Source organism: Bacteroides pyogenes DSM 20611 = JCM 6294, assembly GCF_000428105.1.
GTDB lineage: Bacteria > Bacteroidota > Bacteroidia > Bacteroidales > Bacteroidaceae > Bacteroides > Bacteroides pyogenes.
Genome location: NZ_ATZH01000033.1, coordinates 1 through 21,896 on the forward strand (window position 1 = coordinate 1; position 21,896 = coordinate 21,896).

General features: G+C 43.6%; 13 protein-coding genes and 1 pseudogene. 12 read left to right on the plus strand and 2 right to left on the minus strand.

The genetic code is table 11. The annotated features are described in order from the left end of the window. The 6 genes and pseudogenes from C234_RS17665 to metH form a co-directional block, all read left to right on the plus strand. Positions 1–270: pseudogene (locus tag C234_RS17665) on the plus strand (IS982 family transposase); the annotation flags it as partial. Positions 271–664: 394 nt separating this feature from the next. Then, positions 665–1,168, plus strand: a complete 504-nt coding sequence (locus tag C234_RS0109280) for a DMP19 family protein (protein ID WP_027325536.1) — start codon at positions 665–667, stop codon at positions 1,166–1,168. Positions 1,169–1,246: 78 nt separating this feature from the next. Continuing rightward, positions 1,247–1,996 carry a hypothetical protein gene (locus C234_RS0109285; RefSeq protein WP_027325537.1) on the plus strand — a complete coding sequence of 250 codons (750 nt, stop codon included), beginning with the start codon at positions 1,247–1,249 and terminating at the stop codon, positions 1,994–1,996. A 36-nt stretch (positions 1,997–2,032) separates the two neighbouring features. Beyond that, positions 2,033–2,578, plus strand: coding sequence for a Yip1 family protein (locus C234_RS0109290; protein ID WP_021646027.1), 546 nt, complete (start codon positions 2,033–2,035; stop codon positions 2,576–2,578). A gap of 9 nt (positions 2,579–2,587) precedes the next feature. Continuing rightward, positions 2,588–3,040, plus strand: coding sequence for an SsrA-binding protein (gene smpB, locus C234_RS0109295; protein WP_027325538.1), 453 nt, complete (start codon positions 2,588–2,590; stop codon positions 3,038–3,040). 20 nt (positions 3,041–3,060) lie between these two features. Then, on the plus strand, positions 3,061–5,820 hold the full coding sequence (gene metH, locus C234_RS16225; protein WP_051290224.1) for a methionine synthase: 2,760 nt from the start codon (positions 3,061–3,063) through the stop codon (positions 5,818–5,820). 220 nt (positions 5,821–6,040) lie between these two features. On the opposite strand, the gene C234_RS0109305 is transcribed toward metH, so the two are convergent. Then, positions 6,041–7,636, minus strand: a complete 1,596-nt coding sequence (locus tag C234_RS0109305) for a DUF6377 domain-containing protein (protein ID WP_027325539.1) — start codon at positions 7,634–7,636, stop codon at positions 6,041–6,043. 241 nt (positions 7,637–7,877) lie between these two features. Between C234_RS0109305 and C234_RS0109310 the strand changes: the two genes are divergently transcribed. From C234_RS0109310 to C234_RS0109335, 6 genes are all read left to right on the plus strand, one after another. Further along, complete coding sequence (locus C234_RS0109310) at positions 7,878–9,734, plus strand: glycoside hydrolase family 13 protein (protein WP_027325540.1); 1,857 nt, start codon at positions 7,878–7,880, stop codon at positions 9,732–9,734. Positions 9,735–9,925: 191 nt separating this feature from the next. Continuing rightward, positions 9,926–12,133: a glycoside hydrolase family 97 protein gene (locus tag C234_RS0109315; protein WP_027325541.1), complete on the plus strand. Its 2,208-nt coding sequence runs from the start codon at positions 9,926–9,928 to the stop codon at positions 12,131–12,133. Positions 12,134–12,225: 92 nt separating this feature from the next. Beyond that, the gene (locus tag C234_RS0109320) at positions 12,226–15,225 is read left to right on the plus strand and encodes a SusC/RagA family TonB-linked outer membrane protein (protein ID WP_027325542.1); all 3,000 of its coding nucleotides are present in this window, start codon (positions 12,226–12,228) and stop codon (positions 15,223–15,225) included. Positions 15,226–15,236: 11 nt separating this feature from the next. Next, positions 15,237–16,868 (plus strand): RagB/SusD family nutrient uptake outer membrane protein, encoded by a 1,632-nt coding sequence (locus tag C234_RS0109325; RefSeq protein WP_027325543.1) that lies wholly within the window; start codon positions 15,237–15,239, stop codon positions 16,866–16,868. Between the two features lie 19 nt (positions 16,869–16,887). Next, on the plus strand, positions 16,888–18,504 hold the full coding sequence (locus C234_RS0109330; RefSeq protein ID WP_027325544.1) for a SusE domain-containing protein: 1,617 nt from the start codon (positions 16,888–16,890) through the stop codon (positions 18,502–18,504). A 105-nt stretch (positions 18,505–18,609) separates the two neighbouring features. Then, positions 18,610–21,480, plus strand: coding sequence for an alpha-amylase family glycosyl hydrolase (locus tag C234_RS0109335; RefSeq protein ID WP_051290226.1), 2,871 nt, complete (start codon positions 18,610–18,612; stop codon positions 21,478–21,480). A 228-nt stretch (positions 21,481–21,708) separates the two neighbouring features. Here C234_RS0109335 and C234_RS0109340 read toward each other — a convergent pair whose 3' ends face one another. After that, positions 21,709–21,894 carry a hypothetical protein gene (locus tag C234_RS0109340; RefSeq protein ID WP_027325546.1) on the minus strand — a complete coding sequence of 62 codons (186 nt, stop codon included), beginning with the start codon at positions 21,892–21,894 and terminating at the stop codon, positions 21,709–21,711. Positions 21,895–21,896 lie beyond the last annotated feature (2 nt).

A 21,896-nucleotide genomic window follows, 5' to 3' on the forward strand; every position in this document is an offset into this window, starting at 1 on the left:
GTCGCTAACATTACGCTGGAAGTTCCCTATCGGCTGAATCAGAAGAACCGGAAAGAGCCCACATCATGGGCTTGCAAGCGGTTTAGAAAACGTATCGAAACCGTATTCTCCCAACTCAACGACACGCTTATGATGATACGAAATTACGCAAAGCAATCCTGCGGACTTTTCACCCGCATGGCAGCAAAGATTGCCGCTATGACTTTCATGCAATATGTCAATTACGCTAATCATCGTCCGATTGGAAAGATAAAATATTCGCTAATTTAATTCAACCAACGGGTATACATAGTATACTATTATATATGCTGCTCGTTGCTTTTACTTTCTGTGCAATTTAAATGTTTGAAAAAGCTTTATCGGGGTGTGAGCACTTTGGGTGAATCTTTATATTCTGAAGAAGGAAAAAACGTTTTTGTCTGAGAGAATATTCACGTTTAGGCAATTTCGTTTTTTAAGCGAAATTCTTTGATTTTCGAAAAAACGATTTTCTTTCAGGAGCTTTTTGCGTGCATAAGCTTCGAGTAAACAAAAAATCTGTCATTTTAAATCATAGGTAGAAAGAAAATGGATTTTTTCTTTTTTCATGTTTCTTACTTCGAATTCACGTATAAAGTGAAATATATTTTGTAGTTTTGCTGGCTGTCTACATTACAATAAATTTATGATAGAAATAAGGGAACAAGCTTTGAAAAAGGCGGCAGGCGAAGGAATGGATGAATTTATCCGGGTTTTTACCGATAAATACAAAGAGTTACTATCTGGAAGTTTGACTGCCGACAGAATGCCTTTGCTGACAGGAGAGCAACACACGCTGCTGGCTTATCGGATCTTCCGTGATGAGATATTGGAAGGTGGATTTTGCCAATTGATTCAGAACGGCTATGGTCCATATATCTTTGATAATCCTTTTGCAAAAGCCATGCGTTTGTGGGGCGCAGGAGATTTTTCGAAGCTGATTTATGGCGCAAAGAAAATATACGATGTTCATAGGAAGGACTTGGAGAGAGAACGGACCGATGAAGAGTTTATGGCGATGTATGAGCAATACGAAGCTTTTGATGATTTGGAAGAAGAGTTTCTGGATATGGAAGAACGGATTACAGCAACAGTTGCAAGCTATGTGGACGATCATTTGGAGCTTTTTGCAAAAATAACAATGAAATAGATGCAGTATATTTTTTATTGTCGCATTTATAGTTATGAATTAGAATTTTTATATTTGCAAATCTAAAATACTATACTTATGAGAAAAAAGAAGCTTTACCTAATGTGCTTAACAGCTGTATTGGCCAGTTTGTCTGTGTGCTCTTGTCTGAACGATAGTGATAACGATAAAGTGCAAGTACAGACTTTTGTGCAAGTCAATACATATGATTTGCCTGTTTCTTTCACTAACTCTGTCGGAGTAAAACTAATACCCAATCAAACAATAACAGTACCCGACAACAAAGAAATGGCATTGATTAATTATCAATATGATAAATCCACTGTGCCGGCAAATGCGACTTCGATAACTATCACGTTGCTGGAGAATCCTTACTATTTTACCAAATCTCCGATTTCTTCGGCTGAAGAAACAGGAAATGCGCCATTTGTTACTTTAGAACCTTATAATTTTAGAGGAGGATTCTTCAACAAGACCATTTTGGTTCTACCTATATCTTTTAAATACAAACGATACGCTGACGAAAAGGAGTTGAAAGAGGAAATTCAACGGCATACCTTTGCCATGACGTATGATCATGAAACGGGCTTTAAAGATGGTGTGTTGACTTTGCACTTGCATCATAGCATAACTCCCGAAGACGATGTGCAAAGAGATACAGACGGTTTTGATTTCAAAGCTTATGATTTGTCGTCGGTTTTATCCGGTATTGAATCCGATGAGGTTACTAAAGTAGAGGTCTTAATTAAGGAAAATCAATTCAATGATAAGTATTCCGAAGCACAGGAAAAAACATATTCTTATGAATATCCTTTTAATAAAAAGTAGTAAACTTTGAATTATAAAGAATTATTTAACATAGCAATGAAACTGATTTCCTCTCCGGCCAAAGCCTGGGAGGAAATTTGTATGGAGGAGGATAGGCGTAAAGTCTTTATGGCTTTTGTCTATCCTATGATCGGTTTATGTGCTTTATCTGTTTTCATTGGCTCTTTATTGACATACGGTTGGGGAGGCCCGGAAAGCTTTCAGATAGCGATGACCAACTGTTGCGCTGTGGCAGTGGCTCTTTTTGGAGGCTATTTTCTGGCTGCTTATGCCATCAATGAGGCTGGAATAAAGATGTTCGGCATGCCTTCTCAGGTTTTGTTGACACAACAATTTGCGGGATATTCTTTGGTTGTGTTGTTTCTGCTTCAGATAATAACGGGACTTTTACCCTCTTTCAGGATTATAGCCTGGTTGTTGCAGTTTTATATTGTTTATGTGGTATGGGAGGGAGCTCCCATTGTGATGAAAGTGAAAGAAAATGATCGATTGAAATATACGCTTTTGTCGTCTGCTTTGCTCATATTATGTCCGGCAGCGATTGAATTTGTGTTTAATAAACTGACAACTCTATTAAATTAACGTGTGAAAATGAAACAATCTCCTGTCAATATAAAAAACAAACGCGCCACTTTCGATTATGAGTTAGTGGATACTTACACTGCGGGCATCGTGCTCACCGGTACGGAAATAAAGTCCATTCGTTTGGGCAAGGCGAGCTTGGTAGATACGTTTTGTTATTTTGTGAAAGGCGAATTGTGGGTGAAGAACATGCATATCGCCGAATATTTTTACGGTTCGTACAATAATCACACGGCACGTAGAGACAGGAAACTGTTGCTTGAAAAAAAAGAATTGGAGAAACTTCAGCGGGAAATGAAAACTCCCGGCTTTACCATTGTTCCCGTACGCTTGTTTATCAATGAAAAAGGATTGGCAAAACTGGTGATAGCCTTGGCTAAAGGCAAGAAACAGTTCGATAAAAGAGAGGCTTTGAAAGAAAAAGACGATCGCCGTGATATGGAGAGAATGTTTAAAAGATAGTTTTTATTAGGTAAAAAGAGATGAAAAAAACTATTACTCAGCTCGTACCTGAACGTATTTTGATTCTGGACGGTGCGATGGGCACTATGATTCAGCAATATAAGCTCGAGGAAAAAGATTTTCGCGGAGAGCGTTTCGCCCATATTCCCGGTCAGCTGAAAGGAAATAACGATTTATTGTGCCTTACCCGCCCTGATGTGATTGAGGATATTCATAGGAAATATCTCGAAGCGGGCGCGGATATTATCGAGACAAATACGTTTAATTCGACGGCCGTCTCTATGGCAGACTATCATGTGGAAGGGTATGTCAGAGAGATAAACCTTGCGGCAGCACGGTTGGCTCGCGCCTTGGCTGATGAATATACCTTGGCAAATCCGGACAAACCCCGTTTTGTGGCAGGTTCGATAGGTCCTACGAACAAAACCTGTTCGATGAGTCCGGATGTGAATAATCCTGCTTTTCGTGCTCTGACCTACGATGAACTGTCTGCCGCCTATTGCGAACAAATGGAAGCATTGGTCGAAGGAGGAGTCGATGCCATCCTGATTGAAACAATTTTCGACACGTTGAATGCCAAAGCTGCAATTTTTGCTGCTGTCCGAACGATGGAGAAAATGAATGTACGGTTACCTCTCATGTTGTCTGTTACTGTATCGGATGTCGGAGGACGTACTTTGTCGGGGCAAACGCTCGATGCCTTTCTGGCTTCGGTACAACATGCGCCAATTTTTTCGATAGGCTTGAATTGTTCGTTCGGCGCCAAGCAACTGAAACCGTTTCTGGAACAATTGGCCGCACGCGCTCCTTATTATATCAGCGCTTATCCGAATGCGGGACTTCCCAACAGTTTAGGCATGTATGATCAGACTCCCGAGGATATGGCCCACGAAGTGAAAGAGTACATACACGAGGGATTGGTTAATATCATAGGCGGCTGTTGTGGAACTACCGATGCTTATATCGCCCAATATCCGGCATTGGTAAAAGGAGCCAAACCACACTTTCCTGCTTCTCCACCGGATTGTCTTTGGTTGTCGGGACTCGAATTGTTGCAAGTAAAGCCTGATATGAATTTTGTGAATATCGGTGAGCGTTGCAACGTGGCGGGTTCGCGTAAGTTTCTCCGTTTGATTAACGAAAAGAAATACGAAGAGGCGCTTTCTATTGCCCGCCGTCAAGTAGAAGACGGCGCGTTAGTCATCGACGTGAATATGGACGACGGCTTGTTGGATGCGAAAAAAGAGATGGTTACGTTCTTGAATCTTATCATGTCGGAGCCGGAAATTTCCCGGGTACCTGTCATGATCGATTCTTCGAAATGGGAAGTGATTGAAGCCGGCTTGAAATGCCTGCAAGGTAAATCGATTGTAAACTCCATTTCTCTGAAGGAAGGAGAAGAAAACTTCTTGGAACATGCCCGTCTTATTCGACAATATGGAGCAGCGGTGGTAGTGATGGCTTTCGATGAGAAGGGGCAGGCCGATACCGCAGCTCGTAAGATAGAAGTGTGCGAACGTGCTTATCGTTTGTTGGTCGAAAAAGCAGGCTTTGATCCGCATGACATTATTTTCGATCCCAATGTGCTTGCCATAGCTACGGGCATCGAAGAGCATAACAATTATGCCGTGGATTTTATCGAAGCCACCAGCTGGATAAAGAAGAACCTTCCCGGTGTTCATGTGAGTGGTGGAGTAAGTAATCTTTCTTTTTCATTTCGTGGAAATAACTATATCCGTGAAGCCATGCATGCCGTTTTCCTTTACCACGCTATCAAGCATGGAATGGATATGGGTATTGTGAATCCGGGAGCGTCGGTTTTGTATACCGATCTTCCGGCCGACGTGCTGGGAAAAATAGAAGATGTAGTGCTGAATCGTCGTCCCGATGCTTCAGAACATCTGATCGAACTGGCGGAGAAACTGAAAGAAAGAGACCGGAAATCGACCGAAGAAAAGGACGCTTCTGTAAATTTAGAGTTTCCGGAATGGCGTGACAAGCCTGTGCAAGAACGTTTGCAGTATGCTTTAATGAAAGGAATAGGCGATTATCTGGAGCAAGACTTGACGGAAGCTCTGTCGATTTACAATAAGGCGGTAGATATCATAGAAGGTCCGTTGATGGATGGAATGAATCATGTGGGAGAGCTTTTTGGAGCAGGTAAGATGTTTCTTCCTCAAGTAGTAAAAACAGCCCGTACCATGAAAAAGGCGGTAGCCATCTTGCAGCCGGTGATTGAATCGGAAAAAGAGGAGGGGGCGACCTCGGTGGGTAAAGTTTTATTGGCTACGGTGAAAGGCGATGTGCATGATATCGGTAAGAATATCGTTTCGGTGGTGATGGCTTGCAATGGGTACGAGATTGTAGATTTAGGGGTAATGGTGCCGGCTGAAACAATTGTCAAATGCGCTATAGAAGAAAAAGTCGACATGATAGGACTTAGCGGACTGATTACTCCTTCTTTGGAGGAAATGGCACATGTTGCGGTTGAACTCGAGAAAGCGGGGCTGGATATTCCTCTGCTAATCGGTGGTGCCACAACTTCCAAGATGCATACTGCTCTGAAAATCGCTCCTGTTTATAGCGCTCCGGTGGTTCATTTAAAAGATGCCTCACAAAACGTAGGCATTGCTTCCCGCCTGCTGAATCCTCAAACAAAAGAGGAGTTAGTAACCGAATTGGAAATGGAGTATGAGGTGATGCGCAAAAAAAGTGAAAATTTGCGCAGAGAAACTGTGACATTGGAAGAAGCTCGTAAAAACAAGCTTAATTTGTTTTAGAGATAATTATTTTCAGCTTCCACCCCAAAGCTCGAATGCTCTTACGCGGAATCACATGCACCTGAGAGTAGCAGGATAATAATCAATGAACTTTTGATAGAAAGATATATGCCGTAGGTTACAGCGAATATTTGCCATTGACTTTTGAATTGATTGCCCAATATTCAAAAATATTTAGCGGACAATATGACTGTTGAGATATGATATATCCGAAAAGAGCTTATAACTTCATAACGTCTTCTTCGAACTGTTCTTTATCTCCTGCTGCCTTATTGCGTATTCTACTCCGGTAATTATAAATAGTGGCCAAAGAATATCCCAGGAAATGAGCGATTCGGTTACTGTCCGTCACACCTAAACGAATAAGCGCGAAAATGCGAAGCTCTGTGGTCAGCAGTTCATCCGATTTGGGATATATTTTCCCCTCTTCCATCAGCAGATCGTTGAATGAAGAAATGAAGTTCGGAAACAGTTTCAAGAAAGATCTGTCGAATTCATTATAGAATTCATCCCGTTCATCGCGAATGAATTGCTCGGATTTAATGGCTTTGAATAAGTCTTCAATTCGCGAAGCCATCGCTAATTTGGCTAACGAACGCCTGTATGTCTCCAGCTTGTCCAAGTAGTTCACGCATCTGTCGAGATAACGGGCAATGTACACTTCTTTAATTTTGCCGGTCTCTTCCAACTCTTTATTTACAGCTAACATTTGTTTATTGGCTATACTCAAGTCACGTCGCATGGCAGAAAGTTTTTTCATCCACCGATATAGGAAGAAAATGGCTATGAGCAGGAATAATGACAATATGCTGATGCTGATTAACAATATGCGTGACACGGCGCGTTGTCTCTCTTCCTTCAATTTATAGGCCTTGTCGATGATTGGAAAAAACTGTGTTACTTCGATAAAACGCAGGCGGGCATTGGAAGCGACAGCGTCTTCCATCGAACGGCTTAAATATTTGTAAGCGCGATCGATATCTCCGCGTTCATACATCAATTGAGCCAGTTTTTGCAGCGAAGCGTATTCTCTGACCGATGATTCCAAATCTGCGATTGCTGTGAGTGCCAGATAGTAGGCTTCCTGTTCTATGTCTTTTTTAATGTTGTAGGCTTCGGAAAGAGTGTAATAGATGTACGCTTTTTGGCGTAAGTCTGTTGAATCTTCCAATATCTTGTTCAATATCACCACTGCTGTGTCAGGGCGGTTGTTCACTATGTTCTTTTCCGCCAAAACGATTGTCCTGTTTATTCCTTCCGGCATGGAAGCAATAATGGAGTCACGATACAAATCGGTTTTCTTCAGGTATTTGATTTTTTCCTGTTGATTGGTCGTATAATCTGCCAGCCAGCCGTAGCAGGCACGGTACGTTTGATAGTAAGATTGCAGGGTCTCTTTCTCCAACTTCCGGGGATTGATTTGCCGTAATTGCTCCAACGCTTCATTATACATTCCCATTACTCCCATTACTGTAGCCCGATCGATAATCAACTCGACTTTTAATTCCGGTCGACGAAGTGAAGACAAAAGATCCATTTGGAGATCGATGTAATAAAGTGCGGAATCGGCTTGATAGTGTAAATATGTGTCGAATAACGAACCGCAGAGATTGTATTTCTTCAATACCTCATCGGAGTGCGTAAGCTGTTGTTTCAGCTCTTCTATTTCTTTTTCTTTCCGGAGTTGCAGGGCATTTTTCTCATTCATCACCTTATCCAGTTGTTTGAAGATTGCTTTATCGTCTCTATGTTTTGCGAATAATGCAGATGAGGGGATAAGTAAGAAAATCAGGATATAGTAAACTATCTTTTTCATATAAATTTCTTCTTTAGCTTCTTACAAAGATATAAATATAGAAAGAAATATAAAAAAAATTGTCGTTACTATTTTCATTATACTTTATATTATTCTCTTTTTATAACCGGCAACCTATCCTTATAATCAACGAAATACTTTTTTTATTCTTTATATTTTTATTCTAATGTCCCAAAGCTGTGAATAGGAGCTTTATTTTTGCATAAAACGTTTTTGGTAACCCTAAATATAACAGTTTATCATGAAAAGACTTTTTATATTAGTAGCTCTTTCTACTTTTTGGGGATGTCATTCTAAAATCATTGCGGCAACTCCTGTCATTAAAAAAGTAGCCCCTTCTTTTTGGTGGGCGGGAATGAAGAATCCTGAGTTGCAAATATTGCTGTATGGCGAGCAAATATCCTCCGCCTCGGTCACCCTTTCATCAAGCGATATCCTATTGAAGGAGGTGGTAAAGCAAGAAAACCCCAACTATTTGCTTCTTTATCTGGATGTGTCGAAAGCTTCTCCGCAACATTTTCATATTTTCTTGAAACAAGGAAAGAACCGACTGACGGTTCCTTATGAACTGAAACCTCGCCGGGTGGGAGCGGAGAATGTTGAAGGCTTTCATTCGGGAGACGTACTTTATCTGATCATGCCCGATCGTTTTGCCAATGGAGACTATTCCAATGACAGAGTTCCGGGAATGCTTGAATCGAAGGTAGATCGTAACGATCCGTTCGCTCGCCATGGAGGAGACTTGAAAGGGATTGAAGAACATTTAGATTATATAGCCGATTTAGGTGTTACCGCTCTTTGGTTGAATCCGGTTCAGGAAAACGACATGAAAGAAGGCTCTTACCACGGGTATGCCGTTACCGATTATTACCGGATAGATCCCCGTTTGGGCACTAATGAAGATTTTCTCCACTTTGTCGATCAGGCGCACGCTAAAGGGATCAAAGTAGTGATGGATATGATTTTCAATCATTGCGGAAGAGAGAATTACCTGTTCAGGGACATGCCTTCCAAAGATTGGTTTAATTATGAAGGCGAATATGTACAGACTACTTATCAGACCATTACTCAGTCCGATCCGTATGCAACCGACTATGCGAAAAAGATAGCTGTCGATGGTTGGTTTACCGAATCGATGCCCGATTTCAACCAAAGGAATCGTCATGTGGCAACCTATTTAATTCAGAACAGTATTTGGTGGATCGAATATGCCGGTATTAACGGCATCCGTCAGGATACCCATCCTTATGCAGATTTTGATATGATGGCGAAATGGTGCCGGGTTGTGAATGAAGAATATCCTGCTTTGAATATTGTGGGAGAAACATGGCTGGGAAGCAATGTGTTGATTTCTTATTGGCAAAAAGACAGTAAACTGGCCGCTCCGAAAAACTCTTATCTGCCTACTGTCATGGACTTTCCGTTAATGGAGCACATGAACAAGGCATTCGATGAAGAAACGACCGACTGGAACGGAGGACTTTTCAGGCTGTATGAATATTTGGCACAGGATATCGTATACCCCGATCCGATGAATCTGCTGACTTTCCTCGACAATCACGATACCTCACGCTTCTTTCGCTCCGATGATGATACTAAGAATCTCGACCGTTATAAACAAGCGCTTGTGTTTTTATTGACTACACGCGGTATTCCCCAGATATATTATGGAACAGAAATTTTAATGTCCGCCGATAAAGCGAATGGTGACGGATTACTTCGTTGCGATTTCCCCGGAGGATGGAAGGAAGACACCCTCAATTGTTTTGTGAACGCCGGGCGCACCGCATTGCAGGAAGAAGCTTTTTCCTTTATGCGCGCATTGCTGCAATGGCGGAAAGGAAACGAAGCGATAGCCAAAGGCGATTTGAAGCAAATTGCTCCTTATAAAGGCGTGTATGCGTATCGGCGTAAATACGGAGAAAAATCGGTGGTGGTTTTCCTGAATGGGAATGATAGAGAACAGACAATCGACTTGATTCCTTATCGGGAAATTCTGCCTTCTTCTACTGCCATCGATGTTTTGACGAACAAAACGATCCGGCTCGAAAAAGATGTGACACTTCCCGCGCGTGGTTTCTATGTTTTTTCTTTCTGAATAAGTTCACTACGACTTATATTTATCACTTATATGAAAATGATTAATCGGCTTATATACAGTATGATATGATTTATATGTGTTTCTATTTTTATTCTATTGAAAATGTTTGTGTAAGATAGAGGCTAAATTTGCAGTATCCCGAAATAAAAGGGATGGCTGTTAGCTTATAATTTAATACCATAAATAAAATGAAAAAAAAATTTCTACTTATCACCTTTCTTTGCGTTGCGTTTTTGATGAATGCGCAACAAAGAATAACCTCTCCGGATGGAAATCTGGTTATGACTTTTCAAATCAATCAAAAAGGCATTCCTACATATGAACTGACCTATAAAGGCAAACCGGTTATCAAAACCAGTCGGTTGGGTTTGGAGCTGAAAAAAGAAGATGTAGCCAAGACAGACTTCGACTGGGTAGACCGAAGAGATCTGACAAAGCTCGATGCACAAGCAAATCTTTATAGCGGCTTTGTTTTGAAAGAAACGAGCACTTCTACATTTGATGAAGTTTGGCAGCCGGTTTGGGGAGAAGAAAAAGAAATTCGCAATCACTATAATGAATTGGCTGCGACATTGCATCAGACCGAAACCGATCGCCAACTTTTGATACGCTTCCGTTTGTTTAATGACGGATTAGGTTTTCGTTATGAATTCCCCCGCCAGAAGAATCTGAATTATTTCATTATAAAAGATGAACGCACTCAGTTTGCCATGACAGGTGACCATACTGCTTTCTGGATACCCGGCGATTACGATACGCAAGAGTACGATTATACTACTTCTCGCTTGTCGGAAATCAGAGGATTGATGAAGAAAGCAATCACTCCGAACTGCTCACAGACTCCTTTTTCACCTACAGGGGTGCAAACCTCGCTGATGATGAAAACCGATGACGGTTTATATATCAATCTTCATGAGGCTGCCTTGATCGATTACTCTCTAATGAACTTGAATCTCGATGACAAGAATTTCGTTTTCGAATCATGGTTGACCCCCGATGTACAGGGTAATAAAGGTTATATACAAACGCCTTCTGTGTCTCCTTGGCGTACGGTTATCGTAAGCAACGATGCTCGCGATATTCTTGCTTCGCGTATCACATTGAATTTGAACGAGCCTTGTAAGATAGCTGATACTTCTTGGATCAAGCCGGTGAAATATATCGGCGTATGGTGGGACATGATTACAGGAAAAGGCTCATGGGCCTACACAGACGAATTGAGCAGTGTAAAGCTGGGAGTTACCGATTATACAAAAACGAAGCCGAATGGTAAACATTCAGCCAACACTGCCAATGTAAAACGTTATATAGATTTTGCAGCTGCCCATGGATTCGATGCCGTACTTGTAGAAGGTTGGAACGAAGGATGGGAAGACTGGTTCGGCAACAGTAAAGATTATGTGTTCGACTTCGTTACTCCGTATCCCGATTTTGATGTAAAGGAAATCCGCCGGTATGCGGAAAGCAAAGGAGTAAAGATGATGATGCACCATGAAACTTCGGCTTCCGTTCGCAACTACGAGCGTCATATGGATAAAGCTTATCAATTTATGGTTGATAACGGATACAATTCCGTGAAAAGCGGATATGTGGGCAACATCATTCCCCGTGGGGAACATCATTACGGACAATGGATGAACAATCATTATCTGTATGCGGTAAAGAAAGCGGCCGACTATAAGATCATGGTTAACGCTCATGAAGCGGTTCGTCCCACAGGAATCTGTCGTACATACCCGAATCTTATCGGTAATGAATCGGCGCGTGGTACGGAATATGAATCTTTTGGAGGAAACAATGTAAATCATACGACAATACTTCCGTTTACTCGTTTGTTGGGCGGACCGATGGACTATACGCCCGGTATATTCGAGACAGATTGCAGTAAAATGAATCCGGACAACCATTCCCGCGTGCGCTCTACTTTAGTCCGTCAGTTGGCTTTGTATGTCACTATGTATAGTCCGTTGCAAATGGCTGCCGACATTCCCGAAAACTATGAACGGTTTATGGATGCTTTCCAATTCATCAAAGACGTGGCGATCGATTGGGATGAAACCCGTTATCTGGAAGCTGAACCGGGTGAATATCTGACTATTGCCCGCAAGGCCAAGGGAACAAACGACTGGTACGTAGGCTGTACTGCCGGTGAAGGAGGGCACTCCTCCCGACTTGTTTTTGATTTCCTTGATCCGGGAAAACAATACATCGCTACGATATATGCCGATGCGAACGATGCCGACTGGGAGAAGAATCCGCAAGCATACACCATTCGCAAAGGAGTGGTAGGCAATAAAACCAAGTTAAATCTTCGTGCCGCCAATGGAGGCGGATACGCTATCAGCATTAAAGAGGTAAAAGATAAATCAGAGTTGAAAGGATTGAAAAGGTTTTAAAATAAAAAGGTTCTGAAACGCAAAGTTTTCAATAGGTATTTTGTGAGAGAATAATTAAATCTTATATACTAACTTAACTTTAAATTAATGACATGAAAAGGTTTTTGATGCTTAAGGCACTACTTTTCGTAGTGGGCTTACTCTTGTCCATAGGAACGTTTGCACAGCAAATGACGGTAAAAGGACATGTGAAAGACGCAACAGGAGAACCGGTAATCGGTGCCAACGTATTGATAAAAGGAACAACCAATGGAGTTATCACCGATTTTGACGGAAACTTTGTGTTGCAAGCTAAACAGGGTGATGTTGTAGTTATCTCGTTCGTGGGATACCAAGCACAGGAATTACCGGTACAACCCGTGCTTAATGTGGTTCTGAAAGACGACTCCCAATTACTTCAGGATGTAGTGGTTATCGGTTATGGTACGGTGAAGAAGAACGACCTGACCGGATCGACTTTAGCGATCGATGCGGATAAAATGGTAAAAGGAGCTGCAACATCGGCAACCGACTTATTGGTCGGTAAGGCTGCCGGTGTGAGTGTGATAACCAATGGCGGCGCTCCCGGAGCCGGAGCCACTATCCGTGTCCGTGGAGGTTCGTCTATGTCTGCGAGCAATGATCCGTTGATCGTTATCGATGGCGTTCCGGTAGATAATGGCGGTATAGATGGTATGAGTAATCCTTTGGCGACGATTCATCCCAATGATATTGAAACTTTTACGATTCTGAAAGATGCTTCTTCAACTGCGATTTACGGTTCTCGCGCATCCAACGGTGTTATTATCATAACAACGAAAAAAGGAAAATCGGGTAAGGTCAAGGTAAATTATAGCGGTACGTTTTCTGTAAGTGCTAAAACGAAAACCGTAGACGTGATGGGTGCTGATAATTTCCGCTCTTTTGTGGAAGAAAAGTTCGGTAAGGAAAGCAATCAGTACGCCGCTTTGGGTGAATCTTCAACGGACTGGCAGAAAGAAATATTTCGTACCGCTCTCAGCACAGACCATAATGTCAGCGTAGCAGGTGCAATACCTCATATGCCATATCGCGTATCGCTTGCGTATACCAATGAAAACGGTATTTTGAAAACATCTAATTTGCAACGTTGGACGGGTGCTGTCAGCTTAAATCCGAATTTCTTCGAAAAGAAGCTGAACATTCAGTTGAATGTGAAAGGCGTATATAATACCAATCGTTTTGCTGATACGGGTTCGATCGGTATAGCTACGCAATTTGACCCGACACAGCCTGTTTACATGGAAGGTTCGGATTTCGGAAACGGATATTATATGGCTTTGGATAAATCAAAATCGCCTATCGGTATCGCGCTGGCCAATCCGGTTGCCATGTTAGAGCAAAAGCATGACGAGTCTACCGTTTATAGAAGCATCGGTAATGCTCAGATCGATTACAGAATGCACTTTTTGCCTGAACTCCGTGCCAACCTGAACTTAGGATATGATGTTTCCAAAGGTGAAGGAGATGTTATTATCGAAGATAATTCTCCGATGACTTGGGTAACCGGTAATTATAAACAAGGCTGGGGCGAGAACTCACATTACTATCAGTTGAAGCGCAACCTTTTGCTTGATTTCTATCTGAATTATGCGAAAGAGTTCGGAAAACATAATTTAGACGTGATGGCCGGATATTCATGGCAACACTTTTATAACAGTACAAGCCGCTCTTATCCTTATTCGGAAGCAATGGCAAAGAAAAAGAACGCCTCGGAATACAAAGATCCCGACAGCTATGAAACAGAGAATTATCTGGTATCTTTCTTCGGTCGTTTGAATTATTCGTTGATGAACCGGTATTTACTCACCTTCACGCTTCGTAATGACGGCTCTTCCCGTTTCAATAAAGATAACCGTTGGGGGTTATTCCCTTCTGTAGCTTTGGCATGGAAGATGAACGAAGAAGGATTTATGAAAGATGTAAGAGCCATATCCGATCTGAAACTTCGTTTGGGATACGGTATTACCGGACAACAAAATCTTGGAAACGGCGATTATCCCTATCTTCCCCGTTATATGGCAAGCAAAGCCGGAGCTGCTTATTTCTTCGGCGACAACAAATATTCATTATTGGTTCCGTTGGCTTTCGATGCCAATCTGAAATGGGAGGAAACTACCACTTACAATGTCGGTATCGACTATGGATTCCTGAACGGACGCATTACGGGAGCATTAGACCTGTATTATCGTAAAACGGAAGATTTGCTGAATACGGTGGCTGTTGCTGCAGGAACAAACTTCAATAATGAGTTGCTCACGAACGTAGGTACACTGGAAAATAAGGGTATTGAGTTTTCAATCAACGCTCATGCCATTACTTCAAAGGATTGGAATTGGAATTTGGGATATAATATCTCATATAATAAAAACAAAATTACAAAGATGACCATCAACGACGATCCGAACTATGTGGGAGTTATTCATGGGGGTATCGATGGAGCTACCGGTACTAACGTAATGATCAATGCGGTGAATAATCCTTATAATTCGTTCTATGTTTTCGAACAGATTTATGACCAAAACGGCAAACCTATCGAAGGCGCTTATGTCGATCATAACGGTGACGGAAAAGTCGGTGAAAAAGAGAATGACGGAGATTTGATTGCCTATAAAAAGTCGGCTCCCGATGTGTTTATGGGACTTACTTCACAACTCTCATACAAGAATTGGGATCTTTCGTTTGCCATGCGGGCAAGTATCGGCAACTATGTTTACAATAATGTTCAATCTAACCGTGAGGCATGGGGAGGTTCTGAAATGTATGATAATACAGGCTTCCTGAAAAACAGGATCAATAGCGCCAGAGATACGAATTTCAAAGAACCGCGCCGTCGCTCGAGCTATTATGTGCAGAATGCTTCTTTCTTGAGAATGGACAACATTTCACTGGGCTATACATTCAATAAATTGTTTAACGAAAAGCAGACCGCAAGGGTCTATGCAACGGTGCAAAATCCGTTTGTTATTACAAAGTACAGCGGTTTGGATCCTGAAATAAGCGGAGAAGGAATCGATAACAACATCTATCCCCGTCCGCGTGTGTTTATGATCGGACTTAATCTTAACTTCTAAACTATCAAAATATGAAAACAGTAAAATATTATATAGCTGCTGCCCTGATAGGGTTGGCGTTTACCGGAACTTCATGCGTAGGCGATTTGGATACTGTTCCTCTGTCCGACCGTGAAAAGACTCCGGATAAGGTTCTGGGAAATCAGGAAGCTCCATATTTGGAAAGCTTGGCAAAAATATACGCAGGCATGGTAATGGCCGGAAATGCCGGTGGCGATAACGACGTAGATGTCTCGGGAGTCGATGGCGGTAGTCAGGCTTCTTTTCTGCGGGTACTTTGGAATATGCAAGAGTTGACTACCGATATGGCTCACTGTGCATGGACCGATGACGGTATACCGGGATTCAACATGGTGACGTGGGGAGCCAACAGCCCTTGGATTAAAGGTAATTATTACCGTTTGTTTTATCAGATCAATCTTTCGAATGCCTTATTAAGAGAGACTACTGAGGATAAAATAGCTAAGCGAGGCATTACGGGTGAGGTAGCCCCGCATTTGAAACAGTATCGTGCGGAAGCGCGTCTGTTACGTGCCATGAACTATTGGTATTTGTTGGATTTGTATCGTAATGTTCCTTTGGTAACTGAAGATAGTCCGTTGGGAGAAAAAGACAAACTTCCCACACAGATATCTCCCAAAGAGTTGTTCTCCTTTATCGAAACAGAATTGAAATCTCTGCTTGAGTCCGGAGATTTGCTGAAACCGGTAGTGGGATATTCTCAGCAATACGGGCATGCGGATACGTCGCTGGCATGGGCTATGTTGTCCCGGTTGTATCTGAATGCCGAAGTATATATCGGCGAAAACCGTTATTCGGATTGCATTGCCGCTTGCAAGGAGATACTGAAAGTAGGTTATGAGTTGGAGCCTGAGTATGGGGATATGTTTAAAGCGGATAACCACACGTCGAAAGAGATGATTTTCCCCATCCGATACGAAGGAGAAGAGACTTTGACATGGGGAGGAATGACTTCTTTCCTTTGCTGGGGATCGGCCGAACTGAAAGATGTAACGAATGCCAAAGACGCTTGGCAGGGTGTTCGCGCCAAATCGTCTTTGCTGAGACTTTTTGAAAAAGAAAAAGAGTCGGATAAGGACAACCGTAAGGCTATGTTGCATACCGATCTTACTCAGAATATAGAAATTGTAGATCAAACCGCGTTTAAAGATAACGGAATTCCCGTTGCCAAATATTACAATGTGAATAAAGACGGCAGCATGCCTCCTTCCAAAGAGGCTTGGATCGACTTCCCCCTGATTCGTTTGGCCGAAATTTATTTGAGCTATGCCGAGGCTGTCCTTCGTGGCGGTCAGGGAGGCGATCGCGCTACTGCTTTAAAATATGTGAATGATTTGCGTAAGCGCGCATATAAGGATAAGGCTGCGGCTGTTATCACCGAATCCGATTTTAATCTGGATTTTCTGTTGGATGAAAAAGGACGCGAATTCTTCTTTGAAGCTCAGAGACGTACCGACCTGATACGTTTCGGAAAATTCACCGGAAGCTCTTACTTATGGCCGTGGAAAGGCGGAATACCCGGCGGAAAAGCTGTCGAGGAGTATCTGAAACTATTCCCGTTGCCATCGGATGAGATTGGTTCGAACACAGCTTTAATACAGAACGAAGGATATAAGAGATAACATTGAAGAATACTAAGTTATGAAAAAGATATATTTATTCACTATATTGTGCATGGGGATATTGGCTTTTTCCTCATGTGAAGACGATGCTACCCCGGTATTGAGCGTAAAGTCTCCGGCAAAATTGGAACAACTGGCTCAGAGCGAATATAGATTCACGGCAGACAATGCGACTGAAATGTTTACGGTGCGCTGGAAGCCCGCCGATTTCGGATTCGCGGCGGTGGCGGATTATACGGTAAGGATGACGAATAAGGACAACGGTAAAACGTTGAATCTGGGAGTAACGAAATCCAATGAATTATCGTTGTCTTACAAGGATATTAACGCTTTTCTGGGTCAAATGAATGTTTACCCGGGACAAACGGGAAATATGTCGATATCTCTTTCTTGCTCGGCTTATGACTCGAAACTGAATGAGAATTTTGCCGAAGCGATTGATTTTAAGGTTGTGCCTTACGACCCGAAAGCAGTAGAATGGAACTATGTCTATGTAGCGGTAGGCTATCCTGACTGGGACTGGACGAAAGCTTACATGCTGGGAGACCTTGATGAAAACGGAGACTACGAAGGCTATGTAGATTTTCCTGAAGACAATGCAACTTTTGCCATATTGGATGGCAAAACATTGCAGCCGATCGTTGAGGGACAACAGATTGCGAATAAGGGATTCTATCATCTTCTGCTGTCAGGCGGCGAATTGAAGTCGGTAGGCGCTGCGCAGCAATGGGCGCTTATCGGTGATGCGACATCCGGAGGATGGGGCTCGGATACTTCTTTGGATTATGATGCGGAAACGCGCCTGTGGACAAAGGTGGTGAAATTAACCGCCGGCAAAGAATTCAAGTTCAGGGCAAATTCCGATTGGGGAATAAATCTGGGAGCTGTTTCGGAGGGACCCAAAGAAGTGGCGGTAGATGAAACTGAATCTTTGAAAGCAAACGGTCCTAACTTTAAAATGAAAGCAGATAAAGATATTGCTTATTTGGTGACCTTGAACCTGACTGAAGCCGGGAAATATACTTTCTTTTTAACGGAAACATCGTTTGTTCCGTCGAGCGAGTTTATTACCATGCCGGGTAGCTATCAAGGATGGAACCCCGGTGGTGAAGATTGTTACAAACTTACTTCTCCCGACAGAAATTATGTGTATTCGGGCGCTCATTACATGCCCGAAGGTACGCTCTTTAAGTTCCACGATGCAGGTTCTTGGATCGGTATCAATGGGAAGATCGCTTGGAATGCCGAAAACAATGGCGGTACTTTCGCTATCAGCATCAATGGAGGAGAGAACATCGAGATGACTCATGGAGGATATTACAAGTTTATTGTAAATACCGAAAAGAAAACATGTAAGTTCATGCAATCCGGTTGGGGAGTTGTGGGCGACGCCACCCCCGGCGACTGGAGTAAAGATACATGGATGACGTATGATCCGGAAACTAAGTTATGGACGGTGACAATGGACATGAAAAACGGTCATTTCAAATTCCGTTGGGATGCCGATTGGGCTATTAATTTCGGCGGCGACTTGGGAGCCTTGACTCAGGGTGGCGATAATATACCTATTACAGCAGGCAATTATACGATTACTTTGAATCCGGAAGCTAAGAGCGCGACTGTGACGAAAAACTAAAACCGGTTTATGGCAAAAGGATTGGAGGATGGCATTCTTTCCAATCCTTTTGCCTTTATCATACGTTTGTTGGCATATATATTTTGAACTCTTAAAGAAAATACAATGAAAAAAATACTCTGTTTTTATTCTTTGCTTCTCTTTTTTGTTTTCGGCTGCTCTTCCGATAAAGAAGATGCGGACTTTTTGACCTTTTCATCCGAAACTGCCGTTTATTTTGAGAAAGGCATGGATTTTACGTCAGAGTCCGGAAGCCGCAACATATCATTCAAAACAGGAGGTCCGTGGAGAATTTTATTAATCGGAGCCGATTCGCATGCGGTAGATTGGTGTACGGTGTCTTCTGCATCCGGTTCGGGGGGAGACGCCTCTGTCAGCGTAAATGTGAAAGAAAACACCGGGTATGACAGCCGGAGTGTAAAACTGGTTTTGACGACGGGCGGTAATATCGAAAAGAACCTCGTCATCACCCAAAAGCAAAAAGACGCGCTCACACTTACTTCATCGCATTTTGAGGTTCCCAAAGAAGGTAAGAAGATTGTGGTGGAGGTGAAGGCGAATATTGATTTCGAGGTGGAAATTCCTGAGGCGCATCGGAGTTGGATTTCTCAGGTAAAGACAAGGGGGCTTGTTTCGACTGAACTTACTTTCGATATCGCTCCCAACGAAGGTGTATGGGATCGGGAAGGAGAAATCATTATCAAGAGCGGCTCTCTCTCGGAGAAACTGAAAGTGGTGCAAGCGGGAAGTATGGCGGGAGGTCTAAGCCATCATCCCGAATCGCCCGATGCCGACAAGGAACTGACCGTTTCGTTCAAGGCTCCGGCAGGAACTCCGCTTTACGGATATGCCGGCGATGTGTATATTCATGCCGGTGTGTTGGATGAAGGAACTTGGCTTTATGTGCCGGCAGGCTGGAACGATAATCTGGACAAATGCAAGATGACCAGGGTGGGAGAGAATGTGTGGAGCATTACGCTCAAGCCTTCTGTACGTGCATGGTTCGGTTCGGGCGAAACTCCGGTGACAAAGCTGGGGGTAGTCATCCGCAGTGCCGACGGAACGAAGAAAGGTATAGAAAACGATTCGTTCATCGAGGTCACGGATACGAAATATACGGCTTTCGAGCCGGCTGCTATCTGGTATGCTCCGCTTCCTTCGGGCGTACGCGAAGGCATTAATGTGATTAACTCCGGCACGGTTACGCTGGTGCTGTACGACAAAACTCTTTCGGGCAGACACAAAGATTTCGCTCATGTGGTGGGCGACTTCAATCAGTGGAAACTGAGCAACGAAGAGGGGTGTCAGATGCGGCGCGACGACGCCAAGGGTTGCTGGTGGATAACGCTGAACGGATTGGATGCTGCGAAAGAGTATGCTTTTCAATACTATGTCGGGATGAAAGGGGGAGAGAGAATCCGTCTGGGCGACCCGTACTGCGAGAAGATACTCGACCCTGACCACGACAAATACATCGCTGCCTCCACTTATCCGGAGAGTAGGAATTACCCCGAAGGGGCAAGAGGAATCGTGTCTGTGTTCAAGATCCAAAAGGATGAATATCATTGGAGTGTGCCGGACTTCAAGATAAAGGATGCCGGCAGTCTGGTGGTTTACGAAATGCTGCTGCGCGATTTCACTTCGACGGGCGATATCAACGGAGCGATGCAGAAGCTGGACTATCTGAAGACGCTGGGGGTGAATGCCGTAGAGCTGATGCCTGTGCAGGAGTTCGACGGGAACAACAGCTGGGGATACAATCCTTGTTATTACTTTGCGCTCGACAAGGCTTACGGAACGAAACAAATGTACAAACAATTCATCGATGCCTGCCATCAACGGGGGATGGCTGTCATTCTCGATGTGGTTTACAACCATGCCACCGGCAATCATCCGTTTGCAAAGCTTTATTGGGATGCCGCGAAGAATAAAACGTTGCCCGACAACCCGTGGTTCAACGTCGACGCTCCGCACCCTTACAGTGTATTCCACGACTTCAATCACGAGTCGCCGCTGGTACGCGCTTTCGTCAAGCGCAATCTGGAATTTTTGCTGACGGAGTATAAGTTCGACGGATTCCGTTTCGACCTCTCGAAAGGCTTTACGCAACAATCGAGCACGGAGGCTACTGCCGCAAAGAAAGACGATTCGCGCATCGCCATCCTTACCGATTATTACCATACGGTGCACGCTGCAAACCCTCATGCGGTGATGATTCTCGAACATTTCTGCGACGAGGAGGAAGAAACGGCTTTGGCGAATGCGGGCATGAAGTTGTGGCACAATATGAACGGCAGGTATTGCCAATCGGCAATGGGCTGGAAAGAGGATTCTTCTTTCGAGGCGATGCGTAATAACGGCCGGCCTGCGGGCAGCATGATAAGCTTTATGGAAAGTCATGACGAAGAACGCATGGGATATAAGCAGATTGCTTATGGCAACGGACCGCTTAAAGACCGGTTGCCGGCGCGTATGAACCAACTCGCTTCGAACGCGGCTTTCTTCCTTACCGTTTCCGGCCCGAAGATGATTTGGCAGTTCGGTGAGCTGGGCTACGACTTTTCCATAAACTCGCGTCCGGACGGAGTGGTGGGCGACGAAGGAAACCGAATGGACCCGAAGCCGGTGAGATGGGATTATGTGGAGCAGCCCGACAGAAAGGCGTTGTATGAAGTTTACTGCAAGCTGATGAAGCTGCGCAACGGCTATCCCGACTTGTTTGGAACAAACGCTTTCAAACAGTGGAGAGTGGGAGAGAACGACTGGACGGCGGGACGGTTCATGAAACTGGAGAGCACTACCCGAAAGCTGGTAGTGGTTGCCAATTTCTCGCAGGAACAAACGGAAGTGAACGCCGATTTCGGCCATACGGGCACATGGTATGAGCTTCGCGGCGACCGCTTGAATGTCACTTCTTCTACGCAGAACGTGAAAGTTCCGGCACACGAATTCCGGTTGTACACCAGTTTCGAATAGCAGTTTCCACCCGTCGGGGCAATGAAGCAGGCTTACAGCATAAGAGGCTGAAGAAATCGGCTAGACCGAACCAATACTTTCAGAAGAAACAAACGTAAATTTACATGGGGAGACTGTTGGGTTTCCGTGAAATTGTGTAAATTTGCGTTTGTTCGCTTTCGGACGTTTTGCAAAAACTGTTTGGAATCTGTAATCGTCTGAATGTTATCTCCGGCATCTGCTCGGAATTTAAGGCGATGTTTCCGCTACCGGATAATATTCAATATGGCGACCGGAGAAAATGGCGGCAATGCTTGTTCGCAAACTTTGCTGTGCTTCAAAAAAAAGCCCGCCGCCTTTGATTTCAAAGCCCGCCGCCTTTTTAAAAAAGGCCGCCGTGTTTTTTTCAAAGCCCGCGGGCTTTTTTTCGGTCAATA